This window comes from Aliivibrio fischeri (assembly GCF_009727955.1).
In the GTDB taxonomy this organism is placed as follows: domain Bacteria; phylum Pseudomonadota; class Gammaproteobacteria; order Enterobacterales; family Vibrionaceae; genus Aliivibrio; species Aliivibrio fischeri_A.
The window spans coordinates 1,311,302-1,325,096 of record NZ_WOBR01000004.1 but is presented as its reverse complement, the minus strand read 5'-3'; the positions used below and the strand labels follow the sequence as shown (position 1 = coordinate 1,325,096).

Genomic DNA, 13,795 nt, shown 5'->3' with positions numbered 1-13,795 from the left:
ATGGCTAATAAATTTGTAATCACTTGGGACAACATGCAGATGTATACTCGTCAGCTTGCTGAACAGTTACTTCCTGCAGATCAATGGAAAGGTATTTTGGCTGTGAGCCGTGGTGGTTTAGTTCCTGCTGCAATCTTAGCTCGTGAGCTAAATATTCGTCATGTTGATACAGTATGTATCTCAAGCTATGACCATGATCATCAGCGTGATATGACGGTTGTTAAAGCTATGGAAGGTGACGGTGAAGGTTTCATCATCATTGATGATCTAGTCGATAGCGGAGATACTGCGGTTAAATTACGTGAAATGTACCCTAAAGGTAAACTAGTTACGGTATGTGCTAAACCTGCAGGTGTTCATTTAGTCGACGCTTATGTTGTAGATATCCCACAAGATACATGGATTGAACAACCTTGGGATATGGCGGTAACTTACGTAGATCCTATTGCTAAAAAATAATTAGCAAAAATTATTTTAATAAGATGACTCTTTTATAGGGTCATTTTTTTTATTTAAAACTTAATTTTATTCGCTTCTTCATATTCCTTATTCTTCTTTCAGTATATAGTGAGAATATGAATATGTTGTTGATTGGTGGTAGATATGCCTCAACCAGAGAGTGAAAATCTTTCAGTTAAATTGTTTAAAAATCATAAACAAGCATTAGAAACGTCTGGCTTGGTTCCTTATCTTCCTAGTAGTTTGGCGCAATTGGAACACAGTGGGCGTACTTGGTATCGTGAATTACGCCGACCGCAATGGATATGGCAAGGTGTTGATGCAATAGAACTTGAATCAATATTAGCTCGTATTGCAAATAGTAAAAAACATCGTTCACGTGATGAATGGTTAGATACTGTAAGCGGGTATCATTCTGGAAACTGGGCCTATGAATGGATCCATGCGGGAATGGAGCATCAAAAAAATGCTTCGGAACTTGAGGGTGATGAGGCTGCAGAAGCGTATTTTAAAGCAAGCTTGTATTTTAGTGTGGCAGGTTATCCTCATATAAAAGGAGATAACTTAGCGATTCAATCACAAGTGTTAGCTAGTCAAGCCTATGATATGGCTGCAAAACAAACTTCTCACCGTGTTGAAAAAATACTTGTGCCATATCAGGGAAGAAAAATAACCTGCTATTTGCATTTACCAAATACAGAAAAACCATTGCCTGTCGTTATAGTGAGTGGTGGTATGGATTCATTACAAACGGATATGTGGCGTTTGTATCGTGACTTTCTTGCACCTAATAATATGGCGATGTTGACATTAGATATGCCATCAATAGGCCATAGTTCTCACTGGCCATTAAGTGAAGATTCAAGTTGTTTGCATCAAGCTGTATTGAATTATCTTCCGAATATTCCGTGGGTAGATCGTTTTCATGCTGCTGTTATGGGATTTCGATTTGGCGGTAATGTCGCATTGCGCCTTTCGTTTTTAGAGCCAAGTCGATTAAAAGCTTGTGTTGCATTAGGCGCACCTGTGCATCAAATTCTAACCAATTCAACAAGATTGAAAACCATGCCTAAAATGTATCTTGATGTGTTAGCTTCAAGGTTGGCTAAGCAAGTTGTTGATATAAATAGTCTTACAAATCAAATGCAAGCATGGTCGCTAAAAAATCAAGGTTTCTTGTCTGGCGGGCGAAAAACATCAGTTTCCGTTTTAGCCATTGGTCTGAAGGATGATCCTGTTTCACCTAAGTCAGATAATAAATTAGCGGCTCTCTTTAGCAAATATGGTAAAGGGGTTGAGCTAAATAGTAAGACATTACATAGTGGCTATGAAGAAGCATTAAAGCAGATGATTGAATGGATCAAAGAGGAAATGAAGCAATAGTTTCTCTTTTTATTAATAGAATTAAAGTGAAATGTTATTAAATGCTATTTTAAGCTTGTACTGTTCTGATTTGCTTGCTAAAAGTAGTGTCAGTTTTACCAACAACGTTACGATGATTATTGTCGTAAAATTTACATCATTTATTTAAGTAAAATAGGTAGTAGGGAATTGAATACACAATCTCAAACCATAGTAGTTAAGCTTGGTACAAGTGTACTCACCGGTGGCACATTAAAATTAGATAGAGCACACATGGTTGAATTAGTTCGCCAATGTGTTCAGCTAAAAAAAGCTGGCCATCAAGTTATTGTTGTTACGTCAGGCGCAATTGCTGCTGGCCGTGAGCATCTTAACTACCCCGAACTACCCAAAACCATGGCTAACAAGCAGTTATTAGCTGCTGTTGGTCAAAGTTGCTTAATTCAAGCATGGCAAAGTTTGTTTGGTATTTATGGTGTCGATGTAGGTCAAATGCTATTAACTCGAGCTGATTTAGATGATCGCGAGCGTTATTTAAATGCACGAGATATGCTTCAGGCGCTATTAAAAAATAACATCGTTCCTATCGTTAATGAAAATGATGCGGTAGCAACCAATGAAATTAAAGTCGGTGACAACGATAACCTTTCTGCATTAGTCGGTATTTTAGCGGGCGCAGATAAATTATTATTGTTAACAGACCAATCGGGTCTATTTACTGCTGATCCACGTAAAGATCCAAAAGCAGAACTGATCAAAGAAGTTCATACTATCGATGAAACATTACGCAAGATAGCTGGCGGAAGTGGTACAACTCTTGGTACTGGTGGTATGGCGACGAAGCTGCAAGCTGCTGATGTGGCGCGCCGAGCTGGTATTGAAGTAATTATTGCTGCTGGTAGTGCTGAGAATGTCATTACTGATGTGGTTAATTCTAAACCTCAAGGTACGAAGTTCTTACCTGTTGAGTGTGCTCTAGAGAGTCGTAAACGTTGGATTTTAGCGGGACCTCCATCAAAAGGCAGCATTGTTATTGATGAAGGCGCAGTTAATGCCGTACAGCAAAAAGGCAGTAGTTTATTAAGTAAAGGGATCACTGAAGTATCAGGCCATTTCGTTCGTGGTGGCGTAGCGAAAATTGTGAATACAAAAGGTGAATTGATCGCTCGTGGTATTTCACGTTATTCAAGTGACGACTTATCTAAGATTTTAGGAAAACACAGTCAGGATATTTACGCAGTATTAGGCTACGAATATGGCCCTGTAGCTATCCATCGTGATGATTTAGTACTGATTTAGTAAAAGGATATATTGTGAATTTAACAACTATGGGTCAAGCAGCTAAAGCCGCTGCATTTGACTTAGCTGTTGCCCCGACAGCGCAAAAGAATAAAGCACTTGCAATTATTGCTGATGAATTAGAAGCAAATAAAGATGCGATATTGGCAGCCAATGAAAAAGACATTAAAGCGGCTGTAGAAGCGGGCATTTCTGAAGCGATGCAAGATCGCTTATTACTGACTGAAGAGCGTTTGGTTGGTATTGCTAATGATGTACGTAATGTTATTAGTTTAAACGACCCTGTTGGCAGTGAGATCGACAGTAAAGTCCTTGAAAATGGCATGTCATTATCACGCCGCCGTGTACCTATCGGGGTTATCGGTGTGATTTATGAAGCTCGACCAAATGTAACCATTGATATTGCTTCTTTGTGTTTGAAAACAGGAAACGCAAGCATTTTACGTGGTGGGAAAGAGACGTTTTTCTCTAATATGGAGTTGGTAAAAGTTATTCAAGTTGCTTTGGAAAAAGCAGGATTACCAGCAGCATCTGTTCAATATATCGAAAAGCCAGATCGTGAATTAGTGTCTCAACTTCTGACTATGGATGATTATGTAGATATGATCATTCCACGTGGTGGTGCTGGTTTACATAAAATGTGTAAAGAAAACAGCTCTATTCCTGTGATTATTGGTGGCTTTGGTATTAGCCATGCGTTTGTTGATGAAAGTGCTGATTTAGAAAGAGCGTTAGTTGTAGTTGATAATTCAAAAGCACAACGTCCATCCGCATGTAATGCATTAGATACATTACTGGTTCATGAAGCCGTTGCACCACAATTCTTAACGTTACTTGCTAATAATATGGCTGGTCGTGTTGAGTTAGTGGCTGAGCCTAAAGCTTATGCTTTATTAAAAGAGTGTGATGGCATCTCGCTACGTGAAGCGCAAGATGGTGATTTTGATACCGAATGGTTAAGTTACACATTAGGTGTGAAAGTGGTTGCTGATGTTAATGAAGCTGCTGCACATATGCAAAAGCATAACGCGAGTCATTCTGATACCATTCTAACGAATAATATTGAATCAGCTGAAAAATTTATTAATACGGCTGGCTCTGCTGCGGTATACGTAAATGCATCAACACGCTTTACTGATGGCGCTCAGTTTGGTTTAGGTGCAGAAGTTGCGGTATCTACACAGAAACTTCACGCACGTGGTCCAATGGGCTTAGAAGAGCTAACAAGCTATAAATGGGTAGGTAAAGCAGATTATCTAATCCGTTCTTAGTCTCAACGTTAAAGTATCTATAAACAAAAAAGGTTGACGCCAAAACGTCAACCTTTTTTATTATTCAGACCCTAGACCTTACTTAACTTCTTCGCCTTTAGCTTGAAGATCGGCATGGTAAGAAGAGCGAACAAAAGGACCACATGCAGCGTGAGTAAACCCAAGTTCTAATGCGATTTCTTTTAACTCATCAAACTCAGCAGGTGGAACGTAACGTTCTACTGGTAAGTGGTGACGACTTGGTGCTAAGTATTGACCCAGAGTAAGCATGGTCACACCATGAGCTCGTAAGTCTTTTAATACTTCAACAATCTCTTCTTTTGTTTCACCTAAGCCCATCATTAGGCCCGATTTAGTCGGAACGTTCGGGTGCTGATCTTTGAATTTTTTAAGTAGATCTAAAGACCATTGGTAATTCGCTCCTGGGCGTACTTTACGGTAAAGACGAGGTGCGGTTTCTAAGTTATGGTTAAATACATTTGGCGGGTTATCGATCATCGCTTCAAGAGCGCGATCCATACGGCCACGGAAATCTGGAACCAATGTTTCAATGCGGATTTCAGGATTTAATGCACGGATTTCACGGTTACAATCTGCAAAATGCTGAGCACCGCCATCACGTAAATCATCACGGTCAACCGAAGTAATTACCACATACTTCAATTTCATATCTTGAATTGTTTTAGCCAGTTTTTTTGGTTCTTCAGCTTCTGGTGCAACAGGACGGCCATGGGCAACATCACAGAAAGGACAACGGCGGGTACAGATAGCACCTAAGATCATGAAGGTTGCAGTACCGTGGTTAAAACATTCTGCTAGGTTAGGGCAAGAGGCTTCTTCACATACAGAGTGAAGGTTATTCTTACGCATTGCTGATTTGATATCGTCGATACGTTTACTGCTAGCAGGAAGTTTGATTTTCATCCATTCAGGCTTACGTAGTACTTCTTTTTGCTCTGTAGGCATGTTTTTAACTGGAATTAATGCCATTTTATCGGCATCGCGGTATTTTACACCTTTTTCCATTTGGATTGGCTTACTCATGATTGCTGCTTTCCGTTAAATACTCGATATCAGTGTAATCAAGTAGTGTTGTTAATTCTTTAATCAGTAAAGGATGAACATCTTCGACGTGTTCTGCTTTATTCTCTACTGTCATGTTATCTTTAACTAAGTCATGAAGTTGGATCATTTCCATACCAGCATAACCACAAGGGTTTATACGTAGGAAAGGAGATAAATCCATATTAATGTTAAGTGCTAATCCATGAAATGAACATCCTTTACGGATGCGTAATCCTAATGAGCAGATTTTCTTGTTATCAACATACACTCCCGGAGCATCAGGACGTGCTGCTGACTCAACATTAAAATGACTTAATGTATTGATTACGGTATTTTCAATATGCGTTACTAATTCACGTACACCAATGTTTTTACGTCGCAAATTAATTAATACATAAGCAACTAATTGACCCGGACCGTGATAAGTCACTTGTCCACCTCTATCGCTTTTTACAATAGGGATATCACCAGCAGCAAGAACGTGTTCTTCTTTACCTGCTTGTCCTTGTGTAAATACAGGGTTATGTTCCACTAGCCATACTTCATCACATGTATTTTCATCACGTTCATCGGTAAAAGTATGCATTGCTTTCCATACCGGTTCGTAATCTTGTCGACCAAGATTTTTAACCACTAGACGTTTGTTCAATTAGATCACACTAGGTTGAAAATTTGCCTAATGATAGCAAGGATAGAAGGGAAGGAATAGATAAGAAATGTAGGGGTATATCAAAAGATCAAAAAGGTAGGCAATATTATCAGCTAATATTGCCTATCATTTTATTACAGAACCATACGAACGATTTCGATTTCCGCTAGTTCTTTATAAAGAGTTTCTACTTGCTCAATAGAGGTCGCTGTAATGCTTACTGATACTGAGTGGTAGTTACCTTTGCCACTTGGCTTTACTGCTGGTGTGTAATCGCCAGGAGCATGGCGTTGGATCACTTCAAGAACAAGCTCAGGAAGCTCTTCATGAGCAAGGCCAACGGCTTTGTACGTAAATTTACATGGGAATTCTAGAAGATCTTTTAGCTTTGGTTGCTCTTGCATAACCGTCTCCAATCGAGAGTGGATAATATATGTTGAGAATATTACTGTGACCTAGGTCAGATAACAAGTGTTAATCCAGTAAATTAAAAAAGGCAACCGAAGCTGCCTTTTATGTATTCCAAGCTTAGCTGAATATTAGCTTAACCAGCCTTTAAACATTAGAACAATGTAATCGATAAGACGGCTAAAGATACCACCTTCTTCCACATCATTTAGAGCAAGTAGTGGATATTCAGCAATGTCTTCACCATCGATTTGGTAGTAAAGCTTACCAACAACATCACCTTTGTAGATAGGTGCTTCAAGCGTTTTTTCTAATACAAAGCTTGCTGTCATTTTCTTAGCTTGACCACGCGGTAAAGTTACATACGTGTCTTCTGCAACACCTAAAGCAACTTCATCGGTGCTACCCATCCATACTTTTTCAGTTACGAATGTTTCATTTGCTTTATGCGGTGAAACTGTTTCAAAGAAACGGAAACCGTAGTTAAGTAATTTTTTACTTTCTGCTTTACGAGCGTTACCTGATTTAGTTCCCATAACAACAGCAACTAAACGCATTTTCCCTTCAGTTGCTGAACTTACTAGGTTGAAGCCAGCACCGTTTGTATGGCCTGTTTTAATGCCATCAACGTTCATGCTTTTATCCCACAATAGACCATTTCGGTTGTATTGAGTGATACCATTGTAAGTAAATGATTTTTCAGAATATACGCGATATTCTTCAGGCACATCACGGATTAAGGCTTGACCAATCAATGCCATATCGTAAGGCGTTGAGTATAAGTCATCACGATCAAGACCATGAACGTTAGCAAAGTGTGTGTTTTTCAGATTTAATGTTTTTGCCCACGCGTTCATTAGGTCAACAAATGCATCTTCAGATCCCGCAACATGCTCAGCCATTGCTACACAAGCATCGTTACCAGATTGAATGATAATACCTTTATTAAGTTCACGAACTTTTACAGTACTACCCACTTCAATGAACATTTTTGATGAACCAGGGAAGTTTTTAGCCCAAGCATTTTTACTGATAACTACATCGTCATCCATTGAAATGTTGCCACTTTCAATTTCTTGACCGATAACATAACTTGTCATCATTTTAGTTAAGCTTGCTGGGTTCATACGAACGTTCATATCTTTTTCAGCCAATACTTTGCCTGAATGATAATCCATTAATACGTAGCCTTTAGCTGCGATTTGCGGTGCATTTGGAATAACCGCAGGTGCTGCTACAGCAACGGTTGAGCCTAAAATAAAGCTCGATAAGATAAGTCGTTTTAACTGTTTCGCTGAATTTTTCATAATAATAACTTTGCACTGTGAGGTAGTGAAACTGCGTACATAATAGCAGATTTGAATATCATAACCAGATGTGTAATTAAATAACTGATTTTATATGAAAAGAAAGATAATAAAAATTCATCTGCTCTTTTTATGAGACATTCCTATCTTGTTGTTATATAAAGACAATAAGATTCCACATTAGTTCATTAACATTTACATCAATAAGAGATGCTGGATATTTACTTACAATATTTACTAAAGATTGACATTTCTGTTGATATTGTCATCTTTGAAATCATTACTTCTTCAGTTCTTGGATGATAAACGCTGAAGTATATTGTCCATTTTTTGCTTCGATTAATGTTTTATCTGCTTTGTCTCTATCAATAAAAGGCCCTAAACGAACACGGTAAACATTACCTGATTTTATAATGTTTGTTGGGGCATTAAATTGTGCTTCTAGTTTCTTTGCTATTTTATCCGCACTTTGTTCATTTTTAACGGCGACCATTTGAATATGATATTGATTAGGGTCTATTGCATGCCATTCTTGTGGATTTGTCGGTTTATCTACAGAAATATATTCGATTTTTACATTTGCTGTTCCGGTTTTAAGTACATCAAGTTTGGCGGCAGCTGCAAAACTTAAGTCTATAATTCGACCTTCATGAAAAGGTCCACGATCATTAACTCGAACAATGGCTGTTTTTCCGTTGTCTTTGTTGGTTACTTTTACGTAACTTGGGAGCGGAAGTGTTTTATGAGCTGCACTCATTGAATACATATCATACACTTCGCCATTTGATGTTTTATGGCCATGAAATTTTTTACCATACCAAGAACTTATCCCTTCTTGAGTAAACCCTTTGGGTTCTTTTACTATCGGGTAATCTTTGCCTAATAAGGTGTAATCTTTGTTGCCATATAAACTTTTTGGCTCATAACGAGGGTGAGCATCTTCAATATGTTCAACTGAAATTGGCATATCAGGTGCAATGTCATTATCAATTTGATAACGACCAGCATTAGGTTCATCAGTTGATTTTTTTGGTGGTTCAGAAGCACAACCCGCTAATATAAGAGAAACTGCAAGTAGAATAACACGCATTAATTTGCCTTTGAGTGAACTTTTCTATGTGTATGGATTGACATTAAAATACCAAAACCAGCCATGAGGGTAACCATGGAAGTACCACCATAACTAACTAAGGGAAGAGGAACGCCTACAACAGGAAGAATGCCACTTACCATGCCTATGTTTACAAAAATATAAACAAAGAAGCTTAGTACAACACTTCCTCCCATCATGCGTCCAAAAGCCGTCTGTGCTTGACTCGCCAAAAATAAGCCGCGACCAATGATAAATAGATAGAGCGTTAATAAAGCAATAACACCAATAAGTCCCCATTCTTCTGCAATCACGGCAAAAATGAAATCGGTATGTCGCTCAGGTATGAATTCGAGTTGAGACTGGGTCCCGTGTAACCATCCTTTTCCTAATAGGCCACCAGAACCAATCGCTATCTTAGATTGAATAATATGATAACCAGCACCAAGTGGATCGGATTCAGGGTTAAATAGCGTTTGAACACGAACTTTTTGATAAGGTCGCATTAAGAAAAACCATAAAATAGGGATAAAAGCGCCAACGGCAACGGCTGCTGCTGTGATTATTTTCCAACTGATACCAGCTAGAAAAATAACGAAGATACCCGATGCAGCAATCAATATTGAGGTTCCTAGATCTGGTTGCTTGGCAATCATGATGGTTGGAACAAAGACCATTAACAGAGCGAAAAAGAGAGTTCTAACCGTTGGTGGTAAGGGTTTATTGCCAATATAACGAGCCACCATTAATGGCACGGCTAATTTGATAAGCTCTGATGGTTGAAATCGAACAAAGCCAAAATTCAACCATCGTTGAGCACCTTTTGAGGCTTCACCAAATAGGAGTACTCCTAACAATAGAAAGATCCCTATAGTAAAAACATAGGGAGCTGCAGCTTCATAGGCTCTTGGCGATATTTGCGCAAGAAAAAACATGACTCCTAAAGAAAGCAACATTCTCATTGCTTGCTTGTCCATCATCAATAAACTTTGACCACTAGCACTGTACATAATCACTAAGGCGCATGCCATTAGTAGTAAAATACCCAACAGTAGCGGTAAATCTAAATGAATACGATGAAAAAAGTCGCGATTCTTTCCTGATGCAATATCAACTCTCATTACTTCTTAGTTGCCTCTTCCGTTTTCGGTAATAATACATAATCGAAGACGTGACGAGCTATTGGACCACCTTGGCTAGAGCCACCACCACCATTCTCTAATACTAGAGAAATAATAACTTTTGGATCTTTTGCTGGTGCAAAACCGGTAAATAAGGCGTGGTCACGTAAGTGCTCTGCAATTTCATCTGCATTATATTCTTCATCTTCTTTTAGACCGAATACTTGCGATGTACCTGATTTACCAGCACTTACATAAGGCGTGCCTGCAAAAGCTCTTCTTGCTGTACCTTTACGTCCATTATTTACTAGAATCATGCCATCAATAGCTAATTGCCAGTAACTGTCTTTTACCCCTTCAATTGGTGGGTAAGGTTCTGGTTCATAAGGCACTTCTTTATTATTTTCAATGATGCTTTTTAATAAATGCGGTGCTTGAACTTTACCATGATTGGTTAATACAGCGGTTGCTTTTGCAAGCTGCATTGGCGTTGCTGTCCAGTAGCCTTGACCAATACCTACAGGGATAGTATCCCCTTGGTACCATGGGGTACGGAAACGGGCAACTTTCCACTCACGAGTAGGCATGTTCGCCTTACTTTCTTCACGAATATCAATACCGGTATAATCACCAAAACCAAATTTCATCATCCAACTTGATAGTCTATCAATGCCCATATCATAGGCGATTTGATAGAAGAAGGTATCAACAGACTCTTCAATAGATTGTTTTAAGTTAACTGTACCGTGACCCCAACGTTTCCAGTCTCTAAATGGTTTAGTCTTAGAGTTAGGTATGCGCCAATAACCAGGATCATCACGGGTTGTTTCTGTGGTAACAATTTTCTCTTTTAATGCAGAAACTGCGATAAATGGTTTTACAGTTGATGCTGGTGGATAGATACCTAATGTGCTTCTGTTAACTAATGGGCGATCAGGATCGTTTAATAGGGCACTGTAATTTTTACTTGAAATGCCATGTACAAATAAGTTCGGATCGTAGCTTGGACTTGAAACCATAGCTAAAACAGCGCTGGTTTTTGGATCAAGAACAATGGCAGAACCTCTGCGTCCATCGAGTTGTTTCTCAACAAACTTTTGAAGTTTGATATCTAGGTTTAATACGATATCTTTACCCGGGATTGGTGGCACATACTTCAGTGTACGAATGACTCGACCTCGGCTATTTACTTCAACTTCTTGATAGCCTGCGGTTCCATGAAGAATATCTTCATAAAAGCGTTCAATACCTAATTTACCAATATCACGAGTTGCTTGATAATTTGCGTCTTTTTCTTCACGTGCTAAACGAGCTAAATCACGGTCGTTAATTTTAGCTACATAACCAAGAACATGCGTGAGGGTTTTCCCATAAGGATAAAAACGTTTTAAGTAAGCTTTTATCTCAACCCCTTGGAATTTGTGTTGATTAACAGAAAATATCGCTACTTGCTCTTGTGTTAATTGAGTAAGAAGAGGGACGGATTTAAAACGACGAGTACGGCGACGTTCTTTTTGAAAGTCATCAATATTATCTTGTGTGATTGGTAAGATAGTTTGTAACTCAGTGAATAACTGAGGAAGATTAGATACCTTATCTGGTGTCACTTCTAAATTAAAAACAGGGCGGTTTTCCGCTAATGGATTTCCGTTTCTATCAAAGATTAATCCTCGGTTTGGTGCGATAGGGACTATCTTAATACGGTTATCATTTGAGCGTGTTTTATAATCTTGAAATTCATTGATTTGAATGTTGTACAAGTTAGTCAAAAGCAGACCAATAAGTACAATGATCCCTGAAAACGAGATAATTGCACGTGATGCAAATAATCTCGTTTCAGCGTGATAGTCACGGATCTGTGTGCGTTTGCGCTTAATCAACTCTTATTCTCTATGGTAAGGATGATTTGCCGTAATACTCCATGCTCGATATAGGCTTTCAGCCATGACAACTCGAACCAGAGGGTGAGGGAGGGTTAGTGGTGATAAAGACCAGCTTTGATCGGCTGCTGCCTTACATGCAGGAGCTAAACCTTCAGGGCCACCTATTAAAATAGATACATCACGAGCGTCTAATTTCCAAGCTTCTAGTTGTTCAGCCAACTGCTCTGTATCCCAACGTTTTCCTGGAATATCAAGTGTTACGATACGATTGCCTTTAGGAACAGCAGCAAGCATTGCTTCACCTTCTTTTTGAAGGATTCGAGCTATGTCGGCATTTTTACCTCGTTTTCCTGCTGTAATTTCTACAAGCTCAAGAGGCATATCTTTAGGGAAGCGTCGGCTGTATTCTTTATAGCCTTCTTCAACCCATTTAGGCATTTTAGTTCCAACAGCGATTAACTGAATTTTCATGGAGTTAGCTCCACAGTTTTTCTAGTTGGTATAACTCACGGTGCTCTTCTTGTAGAATATGAACCATAACGTTCCCCATATCTACAACAACCCATTCGCCTTCTGCTTCACCATCAATCCCATAAGGCATTAAGCCTGCTTCTTTTGCTTTATCTGAGACATTTGATGCAATAGAGCTTACATGACGTTTCGATGTTCCTGTACATACGATCATAAAATCGGTAATGCTTGATTTACCACGAACATCAAGAGTTGTTATATTTTCAGCTTTCATATCATCAACATTGTTGAATAGAAAATCATGGAGTTCTTTATCTTGCAAAGTAATCACCTAGAAATGGATTATTTATAATGAAGTATATCAGTGAACGCCGCTTAATGAGAGACGTTCGATGTCACCGAAATGTGAATATTGCACATATCTAGCGTTAGTTGACTAAGTTGTGGCCAGCTATCGCTGTCGTAGTCTGTTTTTGTTGCTATCTCAATTTGAGCAAGCAAACGAATTAATTGCTTTATCTGAGTGATAGATAAGCGCTGTAGAGCTGCTTGGTATAGTGCTCGACGGTTTTGCCATACTTTATAGCGGTCAAAAACAGTGAACATCGCATCACCTTGAGAGATGGCATATTGGAATGTCTGTAATAACAACAATTCTTTTTGCAGTGTACGTAAAAGGATGATGACTTCTGTCCCTTCACTTTCAAGTTGACGCAATATTCGTTGTGCACGCTTAGCTTGGCCTGATAATAACGTATCGACTAATTGAAATGGCGTAAAATGATTGTTTCTATTTAAGGCTTCTTCTATTCGAATTAACGTTAGCAAGCCATCGGGATATAAAAGGGCTAATTTATCTAGGCTTTGAGCAAGTGCTAATAAATTACCTTCGTGCCATTGAGCAAGCATTTGAATTGCTTCTGTATCTGGCTTTAGCTTTAATTTTTTACAACGTTGTTGGATAAAACGTGGTAACTGCTGATTGTCAGGTGTATTACATGGAATAAATAAACCAAGTTGCGTTAAAGCTTTAAACCATTGGGTGTTTTCTTGAGCTTTATTAACTCTTGGACCTTGTAACAATAAAATTATATCGTCATGCAGTGTTGGTACGAGTTCTTTAAGTTTGTTTGTGTGCGCGGTAGTTATCCCAGTATCAGGAATAGTAAGCTCTATTATTTGTCTGGATGAAAAAAGACTTAACGCTTGAGTACAATCAAACACGTTATTCCAATCTAACTGCTTATCCAGTGTAAATTGGTGCTTTTCTTCAAAACCTTGTGCAAATGCCGCTTGGCGAATTGCGTCAAGGCTTTCTTGTTTTAACAGAGGCTCATTACCAAACAGTAAATAGCATTGACGTAGCCCACGCTCTAAACTTTGAGCTAATTGTTCTGGAAATACACGCAT

Annotated in this window: 14 protein-coding genes; 4 read left to right on the top strand and 10 right to left on the bottom strand. The window is 38.7% G+C overall.

Going from position 1 to position 13,795, the window contains the following annotated elements:
* From gpt to GNP81_RS09370, 4 genes are all read left to right on the top strand, one after another.
* Complete coding sequence (gpt, locus tag GNP81_RS09385; RefSeq protein ID WP_005418150.1) at positions 1–459, top strand: xanthine phosphoribosyltransferase; 459 nt, start codon at positions 1–3, stop codon at positions 457–459.
* A 144-nt stretch (positions 460–603) separates the two neighbouring features.
* Positions 604–1,842, top strand: coding sequence for an esterase FrsA (frsA, locus tag GNP81_RS09380; protein WP_155674988.1), 1,239 nt, complete (start codon positions 604–606; stop codon positions 1,840–1,842).
* 168 nt (positions 1,843–2,010) lie between these two features.
* Positions 2,011–3,120, top strand: a complete 1,110-nt coding sequence (gene proB / locus GNP81_RS09375; protein ID WP_011261449.1) for a glutamate 5-kinase — start codon at positions 2,011–2,013, stop codon at positions 3,118–3,120.
* 14 nt (positions 3,121–3,134) lie between these two features.
* Entirely contained in the window at positions 3,135–4,391 is a 1,257-nt protein-coding gene (locus GNP81_RS09370; RefSeq protein WP_336495391.1) for a glutamate-5-semialdehyde dehydrogenase, read from the top strand.
* Positions 4,392–4,469: 78 nt separating this feature from the next.
* On the opposite strand, the gene lipA is transcribed toward GNP81_RS09370, so the two are convergent.
* The 10 genes from lipA to holA form a co-directional block, all read right to left on the bottom strand.
* A complete protein-coding gene (lipA, locus tag GNP81_RS09365; protein ID WP_155674989.1) occupies positions 4,470–5,435 on the bottom strand; it encodes a lipoyl synthase in 966 nt (321 codons plus the stop codon).
* Positions 5,428–6,105, bottom strand: coding sequence for a lipoyl(octanoyl) transferase LipB (lipB, locus tag GNP81_RS09360; protein ID WP_011261452.1), 678 nt, complete (start codon positions 6,103–6,105; stop codon positions 5,428–5,430). Before lipB ends, lipA begins: the two co-directional genes overlap by 8 nt.
* 134 nt (positions 6,106–6,239) lie before the next feature.
* Positions 6,240–6,509 (bottom strand): DUF493 family protein YbeD, encoded by a 270-nt coding sequence (gene ybeD / locus GNP81_RS09355; protein WP_005418162.1) that lies wholly within the window; start codon positions 6,507–6,509, stop codon positions 6,240–6,242.
* A gap of 135 nt (positions 6,510–6,644) precedes the next feature.
* Entirely contained in the window at positions 6,645–7,820 is a 1,176-nt protein-coding gene (locus tag GNP81_RS09350; protein ID WP_005418164.1) for a serine hydrolase, read from the bottom strand.
* Positions 7,821–8,100: 280 nt separating this feature from the next.
* Positions 8,101–8,910, bottom strand: coding sequence for a septal ring lytic transglycosylase RlpA family protein (locus GNP81_RS09345; protein ID WP_155674990.1), 810 nt, complete (start codon positions 8,908–8,910; stop codon positions 8,101–8,103).
* Positions 8,910–10,031, bottom strand: a complete 1,122-nt coding sequence (gene rodA, locus GNP81_RS09340; RefSeq protein ID WP_005418170.1) for a rod shape-determining protein RodA — start codon at positions 10,029–10,031, stop codon at positions 8,910–8,912. Before rodA ends, GNP81_RS09345 begins: the two co-directional genes overlap by 1 nt.
* A complete protein-coding gene (gene mrdA, locus GNP81_RS09335; protein WP_155671501.1) occupies positions 10,031–11,911 on the bottom strand; it encodes a penicillin-binding protein 2 in 1,881 nt (626 codons plus the stop codon). The genes rodA and mrdA overlap by 1 nt, the downstream gene beginning before the upstream one ends.
* A gap of 3 nt (positions 11,912–11,914) precedes the next feature.
* Positions 11,915–12,385, bottom strand: coding sequence for a 23S rRNA (pseudouridine(1915)-N(3))-methyltransferase RlmH (gene rlmH, locus GNP81_RS09330; RefSeq protein WP_005418174.1), 471 nt, complete (start codon positions 12,383–12,385; stop codon positions 11,915–11,917).
* 4 nt (positions 12,386–12,389) lie between these two features.
* Positions 12,390–12,707: a ribosome silencing factor gene (rsfS, locus tag GNP81_RS09325; protein WP_005418177.1), complete on the bottom strand. Its 318-nt coding sequence runs from the start codon at positions 12,705–12,707 to the stop codon at positions 12,390–12,392.
* Positions 12,708–12,760: 53 nt separating this feature from the next.
* Complete coding sequence (gene holA, locus GNP81_RS09320; protein ID WP_155674991.1) at positions 12,761–13,795, bottom strand: DNA polymerase III subunit delta; 1,035 nt, start codon at positions 13,793–13,795, stop codon at positions 12,761–12,763.

Coding starts and splice junctions, on each gene's coding strand:
- gpt (WP_005418150.1), top strand. CDS start 1: ATGGCTAATAAATTTGTAATCACTTGGGACAACATGCAGATGTATACT.
- frsA (WP_155674988.1), top strand. CDS start 604: ATGCCTCAACCAGAGAGTGAAAATCTTTCAGTTAAATTGTTTAAAAAT.
- lipA (WP_155674989.1), bottom strand. CDS start 5,435: ATGAGTAAGCCAATCCAAATGGAAAAAGGTGTAAAATACCGCGATGCC.
- ybeD (WP_005418162.1), bottom strand. CDS start 6,509: ATGCAAGAGCAACCAAAGCTAAAAGATCTTCTAGAATTCCCATGTAAA.
- GNP81_RS09350 (WP_005418164.1), bottom strand. CDS start 7,820: ATGAAAAATTCAGCGAAACAGTTAAAACGACTTATCTTATCGAGCTTT.
- GNP81_RS09345 (WP_155674990.1), bottom strand. CDS start 8,910: ATGCGTGTTATTCTACTTGCAGTTTCTCTTATATTAGCGGGTTGTGCT.
- rodA (WP_005418170.1), bottom strand. CDS start 10,031: ATGAGAGTTGATATTGCATCAGGAAAGAATCGCGACTTTTTTCATCGT.
- rlmH (WP_005418174.1), bottom strand. CDS start 12,385: ATGAAAATTCAGTTAATCGCTGTTGGAACTAAAATGCCTAAATGGGTT.
- holA (WP_155674991.1), bottom strand. CDS start 13,795: ATGCGTGTATTTCCAGAACAATTAGCTCAAAGTTTAGAGCGTGGGCTA.